Origin of the sequence: Streptomyces sp. NPDC058307, from assembly GCF_042880295.1 — a bacterium.
Taxonomy (GTDB): Bacteria; Actinomycetota; Actinomycetes; order Streptomycetales; family Streptomycetaceae; genus Streptomyces.
In genome coordinates, this window is sequence record NZ_JBHVYZ010000026.1 from 31473 (window position 1) to 46839 (window position 15367).

The window sequence follows — 15367 nt, forward strand, 5'->3', positions numbered from 1 at the left end:
GATTTGGGGATCACATGTCGTCGTACTTCACCGACCTGGCCCAGCAGTACATCGACGGTGAGTGGCGCCCGGGCACCGGCTCCTGGGACATCATCGACTTCAACCCGTACGACGACGAGAAGCTGGCGTCGATCACGATAGCCACGGTCGACGAGGTCGACGAGGCGTACCGGGCCGCCGCCCGTGCGCAGAAGAAGTGGGCCGCGACCAACCCCTACGCCCGCCGCGCGGTGTTCGAGAAGGCGCTCCGGCTGATCGAGGAGCGCGAGGGGGAGATCGCCGAGGCGATCATCGCGGAGCTCGGCGGCACCCGCCTGAAGGCCGGTTTCGAACTCCACCTCGCCAAGGAGTTCCTGCGCGAGGCGATCCAGCTGTCGCTGCGCCCCGAGGGCAAGATCCTCCCCTCGCCGGTGGACGGCAAGGAGAACCGCGTCTACCGCGTCCCGGTCGGCGTCGTAGGCGTGATCAGCCCCTTCAACTTCCCCTTCCTGCTGTCGCTCAAGTCGGTCGCCCCCGCGCTCGCTCTCGGCAACGCCGTCGTCCTCAAGCCGCACCAGAACACGCCGATCGTCGGCGGCTCCCTGGTCGCGAAGATCTTCGAGGACGCGGGGCTGCCCGGCGGTCTGCTCAACGTCGTCATCACCGACATCGCCGAGATCGGGGACGCCTTCCTGGAGCACCCGGTGCCGAAGGTCATCTCCTTCACCGGCTCCGACAAGGTCGGCCGCCACGTGGCCACCGTCTGCGCCTCGCACTTCAAGCGCTCGGTCCTCGAACTGGGCGGCAACAGCGCCCTGGTGGTCCTCGACGACGCCGACCTCGACTACGCGGTCGACGCCGCCGTCTTCAGCCGGTACGTCCACCAGGGCCAGGTCTGCATGGCCGCCAACCGCGTTCTCGTGGACCGTACGGTCGCCGAGGAGTTCACCGAGAAGTTCGTCGCCAAGGTGCGGACGCTGAAGGCCGGCGACCCGCGCGACCCCGAGACGGTCATCGGCCCGGTCATCAACTCCTCGCAGGCGGAGGCCATTTCGGGCGCTGTCGAGCAGGCGATCGCCGAGGGCGCGACCGCGCTGATCCACGGCACCAGGACGGACAACCTGGTCGAGCCCTCCGTCCTCACCGACCTGTCCCCGAACTCGCCCCTCCTCAAGCAGGAGCTCTTCGGCCCGGTCGCCCTCCTCGTCACCTTCGACGGCGAGGAGGAGGCCGTCCGCCTGGTCAACGACACCCCGTACGGTCTCAGCGGCGCCGTCCACACCGCGAACATCGAGCGCGGAGTCGCCTTCGCCAAGCAGATCGACACCGGCATGTTCCACGTCAACGACGGCACCGTCCACGACGAGCCGATCGTCCCCTTCGGCGGCGAGAAGCACTCCGGCATCGGCCGCCTGAACGGCGACACCATGCTGGACTCCTTCACCACCACCAAGTGGATCTCGGTCCAGCACGGCCGCAGCGCCTTCCCCTTCTGACGTGCCGAGAACGTCCGCCGTCGCGGTCCCTTCAGGACAGAACCTGTCCTGAAGGGACCGTAGCTTCGTGGGTGTCGGGGGAAGGCCCCCGGCGTCCGACGAAAGGCGGCTGTCATGGTCACTCACGTTCTCGCGGAGAAGTACGGCGACGAGCGCGGAGCGCTTCTGGCCTTCCTTCAGGAGCAGCGCGGCGGGATCCGGCGCGCTGTGCTCGGGCTGACGCACGAGCAGGCCGTGAGCCGGCCGAGCGCGAGCGAACTGTCCCTCGCCGGGCTGGTCAAACACGTCGCCGAGACCGAGCAGGGCTGGATCGCCCGCGCCCGGGGCGAGGAGCCTGCCGTGCGGCGGGACCCGTCGAACTGGCACGAGTGTTTCGCCCTGGTCGGGGACGAGACCGTCGCCTCGCAGCTGGCGTACTGGGAGAAGGTGGCCGCCGAGACGGAGGCGTTCGCCCGTTCGGTGCCGAGCCTCGACGACACCTTCCCGCTCCCGGACCAGCCCTGGTTCCCGCCCGAGGGCCGGGTCTCCGTGCGCTGGGCGCTGCTGCACCTGATCCGGGAGACGGCCCGCCATTCGGGGCACGCCGACATCATCCGCGAGTCCCTCGACGGAAAGACCGCGTTCGAGCTGGTGGCGCTCGCCGAAAAGTGAAGCCATAACCTGGACCGCATGTCAGCGATCCGTCTCCTCGTGCTCGGCGCGGTCCGCCAGCACGGGCGGGCCCACGGCTACCAGGTGCGCAACGACCTGGAGTACTGGGGCGCGCACGAGTGGTCCAACGCCAAACCCGGCTCGATCTACCACGCCCTGAAACAGATGGCGAAGCAGGGACTGCTGATCGAGCACGAGACGGCTCCGTCCACCGCGGGCGGTCCGCCGCGCACGGAGTACGAGATCACCGAGGCCGGCACCGAGGAGTGCTTCCGGCTGGTGCGCGAGGCGCTGACCTCGTACGACCAGAAGACGGACGTCAAGTCGGCGGCCATCGGCTTCATCGTGGAACTGCCGCGCGCCGAGGCCGTGGCGCTGCTGAAGGAGCGGATCCGCGGGATCGAGGCGTGGCGTTCCTCGGTCACCGAGCACTACGTGCCCGAGGCCGGCCCCGAACAACTCGGGCACATCGGCGAGATCATGAACCTCTGGATCCACACGGCCGACGCCGAGGCCGAATGGACCCAGGGGCTCATCGCCCGCATCGAGGGCGGGGCGTACACCTTCGCGGGGGAGGGCAACCCGTTCGTCGGCGTCCTGGCCGAAGGCGAGGAGAACCCGTACGCGACGGGGGAGCGGCATCCGGGGGATGCCGACTAATCAAGTTTGATGAACGTAGTCGGCCCTGGACGGGCTCGACCTGAGGGTCGCGCGCGGCAGCGTCCACGGCGTGCTCGGCCCCAACGGCGCGGGAAAGACCACCCTGGTCCGCGTCGGGTCCGCCCTGTTGCGCCCGGACGAGGGCCGCGCCGAGGTGGCGGGCCACGACGTGGAGCGCGATGCCTACGACGTACGGCTGCGTATCGGCCTGCGCGAGCCTCTCGGCCGGGCGACCGCACAGAGACTGTGGCGTGCGCGAAGAGGCCCCCGTCACCCCCCCCGGCCGGCGCGGCCGACCCGAGTCGCGCCTTCCCGTCGGCCGGTCCCGGCCCAATGGAAGAAGCCCGTCCCCGACTAATGGTGGAAGCCGGTCGCCGCCTCCTTGTTCCTGGTGAACGGGTGCGACTGCCAGCGCAGTTCGGGCAGCAACTGCTCCAGGTCCGCCACGAACAGCTCGGCGAGGTCGGCGGAGAAGCCGTTGCGGCACACCACCCGCAGTACCGACAGGTCCTCCCTGTTCGGCGGGAAGGTGTACGCCGGCACGAGCCAGCCCCGCTCGCGCAGCCGCCGGGAGACGTCGAAGACGTCGTACGCCTGGACGTCCGGGGCCGTGGTGAAGGCGAACACGGGGAGTTCGTCGCCGCGGGTCAGCAGCCGGAAGTCGCCGAGCGCCTCCACGCGGTCGGCGACACTCCGGGCCACGTCCCGCGTGGACTGCTGCACGGCCCGGTAGCCCTCGCGGCCCAGCCGCAGGAAGGTGTAGTACTGCGCGACGACCTGGGCCCCGGGGCGCGAGAAGTTCAGCGCGAAGGTCGGCATGTCGCCGCCCAGGTAGTTCACGCGGAACACGAGCTCCTCGGGCAGGGCCTCGGTGTCCCGCCACAGCGCCCAGCCGACCCCGGGATAGACCAGCCCGTACTTGTGCCCGGAGGTGTTGATCGAGGCGACCCTGGGCAGCCGGAAGTCCCACACCAGGTCCTCGTCGAGGAAGGGCGCGACCATGGCGCCGGACGCCCCGTCGACGTGCACGGGGATGTCCAGACCGGTGCGCTCCTGGAGGGCGTCCAGGGCCGAGCAGAGGTCCGCGATGGGCTCGTAGGAGCCGTCGAAGGTGGAGCCGAGGATGCCGACGACCCCGATGGTGTTCTCGTCGCACAACTCGGCGGCGGCCTGCGGGTCGAGGTGGAAGCGGTCGCCCTCCATGGGCACCAGACGGGCCTCGACCTCCCAGAAGTTGCAGAACTTGTCCCAGCAGACCTGGACATTGACCCCCATGACGAGATTGGGCCGCGCTGCTGGGTACCGGTCTGCATTGCGCTGCGTCCAGCGCCGCTTCAGCGCCATGCCCGCGAGCATGCACGCCTCACTGGACCCGGTCGTCGAACAGCCCACCGCCGCCGAGGGGTCCGGCGCGTTCCACAGATCGGCGAGCATCGCCACACAGCGGCGCTCCAGCTCGGCGGTGCGCGGGTACTCATCCTTGTCGATCATGTTCTTGTCCCGGCACTCACCCATCAGGACCCCGGCCTGCGGTTCCATCCAGGTCGTGACGAAGGTGGCGAGGTTCAGCCGGGAGTTGCCGTCGAGCATCAGCTCGTCGTGGACCACCTGGTAGGCGGTCGACGGCGGCAGGGGAGCGGTGGGGAGCCGGTGCTTGGGCGGGGCCTCGGTCATGCCGCCGACCGGATCGGCCTCGCCGTAGAAGGGATTGACGGACAGCGGGCGCTCGTCGGGCTTCTCGGGTCCTTTGTGCAGTGGCATGGGCGTGCCTCCTGAAGGGATCAACGTCGGTCAGCGGACGGGGGTTCCGTCCTGGTGCAACTGCATCTGCGCCCGCCCCGTCACCAGCAGCCAGGCCGCCAGCGAGCCGATGCACAGCAGCGCGAGGATCGATGGCGAGGCCACCAGCACGGCGGCGACGAACAGACTCACCCAGGCCTGCCGGGTGACGGCGAGCAACACGCCCAGCACCCCGGCCGCCACACCGACGGCCGGGTGTACGGCGTCCACGAGCGCGTGCGCGCACAGCCCGAAGGCGACGCCCACGAACACGGCCGGGAAGATCCGCCCGCCCCGGAAGCCGCAGGAGGTGGCGACGAGCAGCGCGGCCAGCTTCACGACCGTCATGGTGGCGAACTGCCCGGCCGACCAGCCCTCCGGATCGGCGGCCAGCTCCCCGATCTCGTCGAGCCCCTTGAAGAGCGTCAGATGGCCGCCCACGGCCGCGAGCAGCCCCAGGACGAGCCCGCCCACCGGCAGCGTCAGCATCGGGTGCCGCAACCGCGCGAACGCGCCGTGGACGTACGGGAGGGCGAGCACGGCCGTCATGCCGAGCAGCGCGGCGGCCGACGCGATCACCAGCATCGCCAGCAGGTCGCCCCAGCCGGGCCGCCCGAACGCGGGCAGATGGAGGTCGAAACTCGGCTCGGCCACCAGAGTGGTCGTCAGCGCACCGGCCGTGGCCGCCACCAACGGCGCGAAGACGCTGTCCCACAGGGCGCCCCTGAGCTGCCGCCCGGCCAGCGCCTCGGAGATCACCAGCGCCGCCGCCACCGGCGTCCCGAACAGTGCGCCGATCGTCGCCGCCTCCGCCAGCATCGGCCACAGTGCGCGCGGCATCCGCGGGATCAGCCGGCGCCCCAGGCAGAAGGCGAGCCCCACGTTCACCGCGATGATCGGGTTCTCGGGCCCCAGGCTCGGCCCGCCCGCGAGCATCAGCGCGGTCGCCAGCAGGAGCCCCGGCAGCACGGCGGGCGGCAGTACGGGAGCGTCCAGACCGGTGGTCGCCGGATCGGGACCGGCGTGCCCGGGGACCTTCCACACCACCAGACCTACGGCCACTCCGGTCGCGGTGAGCATGACCAGCATCCACAGCACCGAGTACCGGCCCACCCCGAGCGCGTCCGGCAGATTCCGCCACAGCACGTGCTGGAGCTGCTCGGCCGCCGCGCTCACCCCGACGAACAGAAGGCTCGCGCCCACCCCGACGACGAGAGCGGGGAGGATCAACGGCAGCAGGGTGCGCGCCGGGGTCGCCGGGGCGGCGGATGCCTGCTGCGCGGTGTCCTGGGCCACGGGCTCACGATAAGCGGACAAAACGGTCGTGACATCCGGAGGCGTCCGTGCCGGGCTTGCACCTCACGCGGCGTGAGGGGCCACCGTGGAGCGCGTACCGAGAAGGGAGCGGACGAAGTGAGCTACTCCGTGGGACAGGTCGCGGGCTTCGCCGGCGTCACGGTGCGCACGCTGCACCACTACGACGACATCGGCCTGCTCGTGCCCAGCGAGCGCAGCCACGCGGGCCACCGGCGCTACAGCGACGCCGACCTCGACCGGCTGCAGCAGATCCTGTTCTACCGCGAGCTCGGCTTCCCGCTCGACGAGGTCGCCGCCCTGCTCGACGACCCGGACGCGGACCCGCGCGCGCATCTGCGCCGCCAGCACGAACTGCTGACCGCCCGGATCGAGAAGCTGCAGAAGATGGCGGCGGCCGTGGAGCACGCCATGGAGGCACGCACGATGGGAATCGATCTCACGCCGGAGGAGAAGTTCGAGGTGTTCGGGGACAAGGACCCCGAGCAGTACGCCGAGGAGGCCGAGCAGCGCTGGGGCGGCACGGAGATCTACGCCGAGTCGCAGCGCCGCGCGGCCCGCTACACCAAGGACGACTGGAAGCGCATCACCGCCGCGGTGAACGACTGGGAGGAGCGCTACAAGACCCTGATGGCCGCCGGTGAGCCCCCGACCGGCGAGCGCGCCATGGACCTGGCCGAGGAACACCGTCGGCACATCAGCACCTGGTACTTCGAGTGCCCGTACGAGATGCACACGTGTCTCGCCGAGATGTACGTCTCCGACGAGCGTTTCAAGGCGTACTACGACTCGATGCACGAGGGCCTGGCCGCGCACCTCAAGGACGCGATCCTCGCCAACGCCGCCCGGCACACCGCGTGAGCGTCCTGGCCCGGGATCCCGTACGGGTCACTCCCGGGCCAGGACCACCGCCGTGCCGTAGGCGCACACCTCCGTGCCGAGGTCCGCCGCCTCGGTCACGTCGAAGCGGAACATCAGTACGGCGTTCGCCCCACGCGCGCGTGCCTGCGCGACGAGCCGCTCCATGGCCTGGTTGCGGGTCTGCACCAGAGTCTTCGTGAGCCCCTTGAGCTCGCCGCCGACCATCGACTTCAGCCCGGCACCGATCTGGCTGCCGAGGTGCCGGGAGCGCACGGTCAGCCCGAAGACCTCGCCGAGCACCTCCTGGACCCGGTGGCCGGGTACGTCGTTCGTCGTCACCACGAGCACGTCTGGCTGGGGCCCCTGGCCGCCGCCGTATTCGTCAATACCCATGGCTCACAGCTTTGTCCCGGACGGGGCACAGTGCATCCTGAGGGCGCCCGTGGAACCTGGGCCACCGTGGCTGCGTTGATACTTGAGGGCAGCCAGTCCCCCCGATCCCCACACGCAGGAGCCACAATCCCGTGACCACGCTCGCGCTCGGCCCCGAGTGGATCAGCCCCGACTATCTGATCCAGACCTTCAGCCTTCCGGGCATCCTGCTGATCGTCTTCGCCGAGTCGGGTCTCTTCGCGTTCCTGCCGGGTGACTCCCTGCTGTTCACGGCGGGTCTCTTCGTGGCCGAGGGGAACTTCATCAGCCAGCCGCTGTGGCTGGTGTGCGCGCTCATCGTGCTGGCCGCCGTCCTCGGTGACCAGGTCGGTTACATGATCGGCAAGTTCTTCGGTCCGAGGCTCTTCAGCCGGCCCAACTCCAAGCTCTTCAAGCAGGAGAACCTGGAGAAGGCGCACGAGTTCATGGAGAAGTTCGGCCCCAAGGCGATCGTCCTGGCCCGCTTCGTGCCGATCGTGCGGACCTTCGCCCCCATCGTGGCGGGCGCCGGCCGCATGAAATACCGCACCTTCCTGACGTACAACGTGATCGGCGGCGCGGCCTGGGGCACGGGCGTCACCCTCGCCGGCTACTGGCTCGGCCAGATCGACGCCATCAAGAAGAACGTCGAGGCGATCCTCGTCCTGATCGTCCTGGTCTCGGTGGTCCCGATCCTCATCGAGTACCTGCGGGAGCGCTCCAAGAAGAAGGCGGCGGCCCAGGCCCCGCCCCAGCAGCCGTACCAGCCCATGGACGACGCGACGACCCAGCTCCGCCGCATCCCGTCCGAGCACGAGCAGCAGCCCCCGCAGCAGCAGTACAACGGCTACGACCAGTACTACGGCCAGCAGCAACAGCAGCCCTACGGTCAGCCGCAGCCGCAGCCGCAGCAACAGCAGCCGCAGCCCTACGCCCAGCAGTACCCGCAGGGCTACGGCGACCAGCAGCACTATGGGCAGCAGAACGAGCAGCACCAGCAGAACCCGTACAACCAGGGGTACTGAGAGCTGCCGGCGCGGGTCAGAACCCCCGCGTCCTCTTCGCGGCCCGCCGCTTCCCCGCGGAACCGACCCTCAGGAACAGCCGGGAGATCTCCGACCCCAGGTTGACCCCGATGGCGATGGCCATGGCCAGCGCCGCCGCCTTCGACAGGGACACCAGCCCTTCGTCGACCCGGCTCCCGGCGATCGACAACAGCCCGAAGTACGTGGCGGAACCCGGCAGCAGGGGCCCGATCGCGGCGGTCGTGTACGGCAGCGCGGACGCGAACCGGTACCGGGACAGCAACTGCCCGAACAGCCCGACCAGCCCGGCCGCCACGGCGGTGGAGGCGACCGGGGAGAACTCGCCGGTGTAGCGCATCGCGCCGTACACACACCACGCGACACCGCCGTTCAGTGTGACGGCCAGCACGGTGGATCGTTCCTGCTGCAACAGCACCGCGAACGTCAGCGACAGCAGCATCGACGCTGCGATCTGCCACAGCGGCCGCGAAACCGTCGACAGCGCCTCGTCGGGGTTGAGATGCGCCCCCAGCTGCACCCCGACGTAGAGCATCACGAGCACGCCCGCCACGATGCCCACGAAGAAGTACATGACCTCCAGGAGCCGGGCCGAGGCGGTGATGTAGAAGCCGGTCAGGCCGTCCTGGACGCCCGCCACCAGAGCCCGTCCGGGCAGCAGCGCGAACAGCCCACCGGTGATGACCGCGGACGCCTTCACGTCCACATGGGCCAGCGTCAGCGCGATCCCGATCGCGGCGGGCGGCATCGCGGCGACCGTGAACTGGTAGAACTCCGGCAGCCCGCGCCCCGCGCACAGCCACGCCAGCCGGTCGCCGAGCATCGCGCCCAGCATGGCCGCGACGAACACCAGCAGGTCACCGCCGACCAGGATCGAGGCCGCGCCCGCGAGCAGCCCGCTCGCCGAGGTGAGCACCCAGGTCGGGTACGGGTGCCGGTTGCGGCGGATCTCCGCGAGCCGCCGGTAGGCGTCCTCCAGGGAGATGGCCGTCTCGGGGTCGCTGAGGTCGTCCACGAGCCGGAACACGGCCGCGAGGCGCGTGTAGTCGGTGCCGCGCCGCCGCACCGTCCTGGAGGCCGTCACGGGGTCGTCCACGAGCGACGGCTGGTACGTGATCGACAGCAGCGTGAAGGTGACGTTGGGCTCGCAGCGGTCCAGGCCGTAGGACCGGCAGACGGCGAACATCGCCGCCTCCACGTCCTCAGCGCCCTCACCGCCCGCGAGCAGCAACTCGCCGATCCGCAGGGTCAGGTCGAGCACGCGCGGGACGGCCGGGCCGGCGTCGTCCTCGGTCTTCTGGGCCGGCTCCGGGGCGGGCCGCTCGGCCACCGGCATCCGCAGCATCGTGCGCATCCGGTCCTGCCAGGGCACGTCCTTGGTGAGACTGACCACCGGTATGCCGGCCGGCGGGGTGAACGCGGGCGGCGCGTCCTTCGCGCTGTAGGTGCGGGGCGTACTGAACGCCGACCCCTCCGGCTCCGCCGCCGACGGCTGCGGAACGTCCAGTCCCTTCGGGACCGCGAACTCCGACGTGGTCTCCGGTTCGCCGCCGGCGACGGTTCTCGGTACCGCGAGCCCGTCGGGAAGGGCGAACTCGGACGTGATCTCGGAGTCGTAGAAACTCCTGGCCTCGTCCGACTGCGGTTTGCGGTGCTCCGCCTCCGTCACTGAGTAACGCTCCCTGAACGACACATTCCGTAGGCCTCAGTATGCGCGGGCATGCGAACGGGCCGCACGCGTGCGCGTGCGGCCCGTCCGTGACCCGGGCTCAGTGGCCGCCCGAGTCCTTGAAGCGCTTGTAGGACCGCTCGATCTCGGCCTCCGCGTCGACGCGGCCGACCCAGTCGGCGCCCTCGACGGACTTGCCGGGCTCCAGGTCCTTGTAGACCTCGAAGAAGTGCTGGATCTCCAGGCGGTCGAACTCGGAGACGTGGTGGATGTCGCGCAGGTGCTCGACACGCGGGTCCGTCGCCGGGACACACAGCAGCTTGTCGTCGCCGCCCGCCTCGTCCGTCATGCGGAACATGCCGATCGCACGGCACTTGATGAGGCAGCCCGGGAACGTCGGCTCGTCAAGGATGACCAGCGCGTCCAGCGGGTCGCCGTCCTCGCCGAGGGTGTTCTCGACGAAGCCGTAGTCGGTCGGGTAGGCGGTCGAGGTGAAGAGTCGACGGTCCAGGCGGATCCGACCGGTCTCGTGGTCCACCTCGTACTTGTTCCGCGAACCCTTCGGGATCTCGATCGTGACGTCGAACTCCACCGGTGACTCCTCCATGATCAACACATAGTTCTGGTGGTTAAGTGTCCCTCACGCAGGTGTGTGATCGCGAAAGGGGCTGTTGGTCGTGCCTGAACTGAGGCCTTGGCGGGCCGCGAGACCGCATGTGGTGCGGGCCGCGAACGCCATACGACCGCGTCTGGCACGCGCCGCGGACGCCGTACGTCCAGGACTGACCCGGGCCACGGACACCGTACGGCCGTATCTCACACGGACCGCCCAAGTGGTGAAACCGCAGGTCACACGGCTTGCCGGGGTGAGCAGGCCGAAGACCGCCAAGACCTGGCAGTACACCGCCGGTGCCGCAGGCGCCGGTCTGGCGCTGGCCGCCACCGTGGCGACCGCCGCCGGTCCGTGGGACTCCTCGGGTCAGCGTACGGCCGAGCGGGACCGGGCGGTCGCACTGGAGCAACCGGGTGGCGCAGATCACGGCGGTGATTCCGGTACGACGGCCACGGCCCCGCGTCCCGCCCCGAGCGCCGCGCCCGTCCTCACCGGTCTGAGCGCCGCCGCCGTCACCGTGAAGTCCGCGCCGACCGGCAAGGCCCTCGCCGGCGTCCTGGGGCCGCTCCTCGGCAACACGGCCCTGGGCACCCGCCACACGGCCGTCGTCGTGGACGTCGCCGACGGCAAGCGGCTCTACGGCACGGGCGCCGACACGGCGCTGACCCCCGCCTCCACCACGAAGATCGCCACCGCCGTCGCCTCACTCTCCGCCCTCGGCGCCGACCACCGCCTCACCACGCGCGCGATGCTGGAACCCGACACCAGGGAACTCGTCCTCGTCGGCGGCGGCGACCCCACGCTCACCGCCCACCAGGACACCGCCGACGGCTGGGCGAGCCTGCGCGAGCTGGCCCACCGGACCGCCGCGGCCCTCAAGAAGCGGCACATCACGACCGTCACGCTCTCCTACGACAAGACCCTCTACGCGGGCCCCGAGATCCACCCGATCGGGGTCAACGACAACCTGGCCCCCGTCAGCGCCCTGATGGTGGACGAGGCCCGCACCGACGACTCCGCGAGCGGCCCCGTGGCACGCGTGAGCGACCCGGCGACGGACGCGACCCGCACCTTCGCGCGGTTCCTCGCGGACGACGGCGTCAGGACGACGTCCCCCGGCCCCTCCAAGGCGACCGGCCGCGCCGAGGACCTCGCCGAGGTCTCCTCACCGCCCCTGTCCGCCCTGGTCGAACGCATGCTGACCAACAGCGACAACGACATCGCCGAGGCCCTCGCCCGCCAGACCGCCGTGGCGGACAACAAGCGCGCCGACTTCGAGGGCGGCGGCAAGGCCATCCGCGACCGGCTGCGGAAACTCGGACTCCCGCTCGCCGGCGCCGACTTCCACGACGGCAGCGGACTGAACCGCGCCGACCGGCTCACGGCGAACCTGCTGACGTCCCTCCTGGTGAAGGCGGGCGATCCGGCCCACCCGGAGCTGCGCCCCGTCCTCACCGGCCTCCCGGTGGCCGGGTTCACCGGCACTCTGAGCAGCCGTTACACCGACGGGGCGGCAGGCGTCGTACGGGCGAAGACGGGCACCCTGACCGGGGTCAACACCCTGGCGGGGACGGTCGTGGACCGGGACGGCCGGCTGCTGGCCTTCGCCTTCCTGGCCTCGGACACGACGGACCCGGGGGCGGCGCAGAGCGCGCTGGACCGCACGGCCTCCGCGCTGGCCGCCTGCGGCTGCGGCTGACCCCGCGTCCGCTTCCCCGCCCGCGCGGCCTGCCCCAAGCGGGACCGCTCACGTACGGTTGACGCATGACGAGCATCGGTGGTGCCGAGATGGTCGACTGGAATCTCGCGGTGGCGACCGCGACCCGACTCGTACGGCCGGGCCCCGACGTGAGCCGCGACGAGGCCCGGGCCGTCGTCGCGGAACTGCGCCGGCACGCCAAGGCCTCGGAGGAACACGTCCGTGGCTTCACCCGGATGGGGACGGAAGGCGTCCACGACACTCCCGTCCTCGTCGTCGACCGTCCCGGCTGGGTGCGGGCGAACGTCGCCGGGTTCAGGGAGATCCTCAAACCGCTCCTGGAGAAGATGCAGGAGCGGCGCGGCAACACCCCCGGCGGCGCGGTCCTCGGCGCCGTCGGCGGCAAGGTGACCGGCGTCGAACTCGGCATGCTGCTGTCGTTCCTGTCGTCCCGCGTCCTCGGCCAGTACGAGACCTTCGCCCCGGCCACCCGCGAACTCCCGGCCGGGGGCCCCTCTGATTCACCGAATGGCGGCGGCCGACTCCTCCTGGTCGCCCCGAACATCGTCCACGTGGAGCGCGAACTCGACGTCCAGCCCCACGACTTCCGCCTGTGGGTGTGTCTGCACGAGGAGACGCACCGCACCCAGTTCACGGGCGTGCCCTGGCTGCGCGACCACCTGGAGGGCGAAATCCAGTCGTTCCTGGGGGAGACCGAGGTCGACCCCATGACCGTCCTGGAGCGCATCCGGGAGGCCGCCCAGTCGCTGGCCGGCGGACGGCCCGAGGGCGAGGAGGACGACGACGGCGGGCGCTCGCTCGTGGAGATCGTGCAGACGCCGGCCCAGCGAGAGATCCTCGGCCGCCTCACCGCGGTGATGTCCCTCCTGGAGGGCCACGCCGACTTCGTCATGGACGGAGTGGGCCCGGCCGTCGTGCCGAGCGTCGCCGAGATCCGCGAGAAGTTCCAGCAACGGCGGGCCAAGGGCGCCTCCCGCCTGGACATGGCCCTGCGCAAGCTGCTCGGCCTGGACGCCAAGCTCCGGCAGTACCGCGACGGCGAACGCTTCGTGCGGGCCGTCGTCGACGAGGTCGGCATGGACGGCTTCAACCGCGTGTGGACCTCCCCGAACACCCTGCCGACCAAGACGGAGATCGCCAAACCGGCGGACTGGGTCGCGCGGGTGCACCGCAAGGCCGAGTCGTGAACCGTGTACGGACGTCGTGAGAGGAATCCGGCCGACGGCAGGCGAACGCCCCTTCAATCACCCGTCCGAGGGACCGTGAGCGATGGGTAGGCGTGCAATGCTCGGGGAACGCCCCGGTTCTGTCACCATCTACACACTCTGAGTGACCGAACCTCGGGCTCACCCCCCGAAAACTTCATGAAGGGAACCGGACATGGGTCCCCATCCTGCGGTCGCGGCGATACGCCTGGCGGTCCGCCGCGTCCTCCACGACCTCCTCAACGACCATCACGCCTCTGACGCCCATCACGCCTCTGACGCCCATCATGCTTCTGCCGGCCGGCGCCCGCCGGCGCCGCTCGTGCTCGTGGCCTGCTCCGGCGGCGCCGACTCCATGGGCCTCGCCTCCGCCCTCGCCTTCGAGGCTCCCAAGCTCGGCATCCGCGCCGGCGGCGTCACCGTAGACCACGGCCTCCAGCCCGGCTCCGACCTGCGCGCCGAGGAAGTCGTCCTCAGACTGCGCGAACTCGGCCTGGACCCCGTCGAGTCCACCGCCGTGAGCGTCGGCCGCGAAGGCGGACCCGAGGCCGCCGCGCGGGACGCCCGCTACGCCGCCCTCGACGCCGCGGCCGAACGCCATGGCGCGATCGCCGTCCTGCTCGGCCACACCCGCGACGACCAGGCCGAAACCGTCCTGCTCGGCCTCGCCCGCGGCTCCGGCATCCGCTCCCTGTCCGGCATGGCCGCGGTCTCGGGGGCCGACGGCCGTTACCGCCGCCCCTTCCTGGAGCTCGACCGGCAGACCGCCCGCAAGGCCTGCATGGTCCAGTCGCTGCCCGTGTGGGACGACCCGCACAACACCGACCCCGCCTACACGCGCTCCCGGCTGCGCCACGAAGGCCTGCCCGCCCTGGAGAAGGCCCTCGGCAAAGGAGTCGTCGAGGCCCTCGCCCGTACGGCTCAGCTCTCCCGCGACGACGCCGACGCCCTCGACAGCTGGGCCCGCCAGGCCGAGGCCTCCGTACGCGACGCCGCCGGCCTCCTGGAGTGCGCCAAGCTCTACGCGCTGCCGCCCGCCGTACGCCGCCGCATCCTGCGCCGGGCGGCCATCGAGGCGGGCGCCCCGGCCGGATCGCTGTTCGCCCGCCACATCGAGGAAGTCGACCGGCTGATCACCGGCTGGCGCGGCCAGGGAGCCATCAATCTCCCGGGCAAGGTCGTCGCCCAGCGGCAGGGTGGCAGACTGGTGATTCGGCAAGGCTGAATCCCTGCCTCCTGCGGGGGGCGACGGGCGGCGCTGGTGGGACGACCGAAAGTGATGCGGGTGGACGCGAAAGACATGGGTGCCGACCTCAAAGAGGTACTCATCACCAAGGAAGAGATCGACGCGAAGCTCGTGGAGCTCGCCGCGAAGATCGACGCGGAGTACGCGGGCAAGGACCTCCTGATCGTCGGCGTCCTCAAGGGCGCGGTCATGGTCATGGCCGACCTCGCCCGGGCGCTGTCCACCCCCGTCACCATGGACTGGATGGCCGTGTCGTCCTACGGCGCGGGCACCCAGTCCTCCGGCGTGGTGCGGATCCTCAAGGACCTCGACACCGACATCAAGGGCCGGCACGTCCTGATCGTCGAGGACATCATCGACTCCGGCCTGACCCTGTCCTGGCTGCTGTCGAACCTGGGCTCGCGCGAGCCGGAGTCGCTCAAGGTGTGCACCCTGCTGCGCAAGCCGGACGCCGCCAAGGTGGCCATCGACGTCGAGTGGGTCGGCTTCGACATCCCCAACGAGTTCGTCGTCGGCTACGGTCTCGACTACGCCGAGAAGTACCGCAACCTCCCGTTCGTGGGTACGCTCGCGCCCCACGTCTACGGCGGCTGAGCCAGATGGCCCAAGCCCTGTAGGACGATCGGGAACCCCAGCGGGTTTCGCGCCGTTGGAGGGAGCAGACGGGTTCGTCAGCCACTCCCGTGCGGCTTCGGCCCACAATGCTGGGGTACCGTCAGA

14 protein-coding genes and 1 pseudogene are annotated in these 15367 nt (G+C 70.6%); 10 read left to right on the top strand and 5 right to left on the bottom strand.

Annotated elements, in window-relative coordinates; all coding sequences use genetic code 11:
• Positions 1-14 precede the first annotated feature (14 nt).
• The 4 genes and pseudogenes from ACFVYN_RS19985 to ACFVYN_RS20000 all read left to right on the top strand — a co-directional run.
• Positions 15-1475, top strand: coding sequence for an aldehyde dehydrogenase family protein (locus ACFVYN_RS19985; protein ID WP_390000203.1), 1461 nt, complete (start codon positions 15-17; stop codon positions 1473-1475).
• Positions 1476-1589: 114 nt separating this feature from the next.
• Positions 1590-2126, top strand: coding sequence for a DinB family protein (locus tag ACFVYN_RS19990; RefSeq protein ID WP_390000207.1), 537 nt, complete (start codon positions 1590-1592; stop codon positions 2124-2126).
• Positions 2127-2144: 18 nt separating this feature from the next.
• The gene (locus tag ACFVYN_RS19995; RefSeq protein WP_390000209.1) at positions 2145-2786 is read left to right on the top strand and encodes a PadR family transcriptional regulator; all 642 of its coding nucleotides are present in this window, start codon (positions 2145-2147) and stop codon (positions 2784-2786) included.
• Between the two features lie 25 nt (positions 2787-2811).
• A pseudogene (locus ACFVYN_RS20000) lies at positions 2812-2997 on the top strand (ATP-binding cassette domain-containing protein); the annotation flags it as partial.
• Positions 2998-3140: 143 nt separating this feature from the next.
• Here ACFVYN_RS20000 and ACFVYN_RS20005 read toward each other — a convergent pair.
• Together ACFVYN_RS20005 and ACFVYN_RS20010 are read right to left on the bottom strand one after the other, a co-directional pair.
• Entirely contained in the window at positions 3141-4547 is a 1407-nt protein-coding gene (locus tag ACFVYN_RS20005; RefSeq protein ID WP_390000212.1) for a glutamate decarboxylase, read from the bottom strand.
• Positions 4548-4577: 30 nt separating this feature from the next.
• Positions 4578-5861: an ion channel protein gene (locus ACFVYN_RS20010; RefSeq protein WP_390000215.1), complete on the bottom strand. Its 1284-nt coding sequence runs from the start codon at positions 5859-5861 to the stop codon at positions 4578-4580.
• Positions 5862-5978: 117 nt separating this feature from the next.
• Between ACFVYN_RS20010 and ACFVYN_RS20015 the strand changes: the two genes are divergently transcribed.
• Positions 5979-6740 carry a MerR family transcriptional regulator gene (locus ACFVYN_RS20015; RefSeq protein WP_390000217.1) on the top strand — a complete coding sequence of 254 codons (762 nt, stop codon included), beginning with the start codon at positions 5979-5981 and terminating at the stop codon, positions 6738-6740.
• A gap of 27 nt (positions 6741-6767) precedes the next feature.
• Here ACFVYN_RS20015 and ACFVYN_RS20020 read toward each other — a convergent pair whose 3' ends face one another.
• The gene (locus ACFVYN_RS20020; protein WP_390000219.1) at positions 6768-7133 is read right to left on the bottom strand and encodes a YbjQ family protein; all 366 of its coding nucleotides are present in this window, start codon (positions 7131-7133) and stop codon (positions 6768-6770) included.
• 131 nt (positions 7134-7264) lie between these two features.
• Between ACFVYN_RS20020 and ACFVYN_RS20025 the strand changes: the two genes are divergently transcribed.
• Complete coding sequence (locus ACFVYN_RS20025) at positions 7265-8176, top strand: DedA family protein (protein ID WP_390000222.1); 912 nt, start codon at positions 7265-7267, stop codon at positions 8174-8176.
• 16 nt (positions 8177-8192) lie between these two features.
• Here the strand turns inward: ACFVYN_RS20025 and ACFVYN_RS20030 are convergent, their stop codons facing one another.
• A complete protein-coding gene (locus ACFVYN_RS20030) occupies positions 8193-9863 on the bottom strand; it encodes a threonine/serine exporter ThrE family protein (protein ID WP_390000224.1) in 1671 nt (556 codons plus the stop codon).
• A gap of 100 nt (positions 9864-9963) precedes the next feature.
• Complete coding sequence (locus ACFVYN_RS20035; protein WP_059209164.1) at positions 9964-10455, bottom strand: inorganic diphosphatase; 492 nt, start codon at positions 10453-10455, stop codon at positions 9964-9966.
• Between the two features lie 79 nt (positions 10456-10534).
• On the opposite strand from ACFVYN_RS20035, the gene dacB reads away from it, so the two are divergent.
• The 4 genes from dacB to hpt all read left to right on the top strand — a co-directional run bounded on the left by dacB (position 10535) and on the right by hpt (position 15241).
• A complete protein-coding gene (dacB, locus tag ACFVYN_RS20040; RefSeq protein WP_390000227.1) occupies positions 10535-12175 on the top strand; it encodes a D-alanyl-D-alanine carboxypeptidase/D-alanyl-D-alanine-endopeptidase in 1641 nt (546 codons plus the stop codon).
• Positions 12176-12240: 65 nt separating this feature from the next.
• Positions 12241-13383, top strand: coding sequence for a zinc-dependent metalloprotease (locus ACFVYN_RS20045; RefSeq protein ID WP_390000230.1), 1143 nt, complete (start codon positions 12241-12243; stop codon positions 13381-13383).
• A gap of 193 nt (positions 13384-13576) precedes the next feature.
• Positions 13577-14626 (top strand): tRNA lysidine(34) synthetase TilS, encoded by a 1050-nt coding sequence (tilS, locus tag ACFVYN_RS20050; protein WP_390000233.1) that lies wholly within the window; start codon positions 13577-13579, stop codon positions 14624-14626.
• 54 nt (positions 14627-14680) lie between these two features.
• A complete protein-coding gene (hpt, locus tag ACFVYN_RS20055) occupies positions 14681-15241 on the top strand; it encodes a hypoxanthine phosphoribosyltransferase (protein WP_020122574.1) in 561 nt (186 codons plus the stop codon).
• The last annotated feature ends 126 nt before the right edge of the window (positions 15242-15367 follow it).

What these genes read in the sequence shown, in the direction of transcription:
- ACFVYN_RS20020 (WP_390000219.1), bottom strand. Translation starts at nt 7,133, where the DNA reads ATGGGTATTGACGAATACGGCGGCGGCCAGGGGCCCCAGCCAGACGTG.
- ACFVYN_RS20045 (WP_390000230.1), top strand. Translation starts at nt 12,241, where the DNA reads ATGACGAGCATCGGTGGTGCCGAGATGGTCGACTGGAATCTCGCGGTG.
- tilS (WP_390000233.1), top strand. Translation starts at nt 13,577, where the DNA reads ATGGGTCCCCATCCTGCGGTCGCGGCGATACGCCTGGCGGTCCGCCGC.
- ACFVYN_RS20005 (WP_390000212.1), bottom strand. Translation starts at nt 4,547, where the DNA reads ATGCCACTGCACAAAGGACCCGAGAAGCCCGACGAGCGCCCGCTGTCC.
- hpt (WP_020122574.1), top strand. Translation starts at nt 14,681, where the DNA reads ATGCGGGTGGACGCGAAAGACATGGGTGCCGACCTCAAAGAGGTACTC.
- ACFVYN_RS19995 (WP_390000209.1), top strand. Translation starts at nt 2,145, where the DNA reads ATGTCAGCGATCCGTCTCCTCGTGCTCGGCGCGGTCCGCCAGCACGGG.
- ACFVYN_RS19985 (WP_390000203.1), top strand. Translation starts at nt 15, where the DNA reads ATGTCGTCGTACTTCACCGACCTGGCCCAGCAGTACATCGACGGTGAG.
- ACFVYN_RS19990 (WP_390000207.1), top strand. Translation starts at nt 1,590, where the DNA reads ATGGTCACTCACGTTCTCGCGGAGAAGTACGGCGACGAGCGCGGAGCG.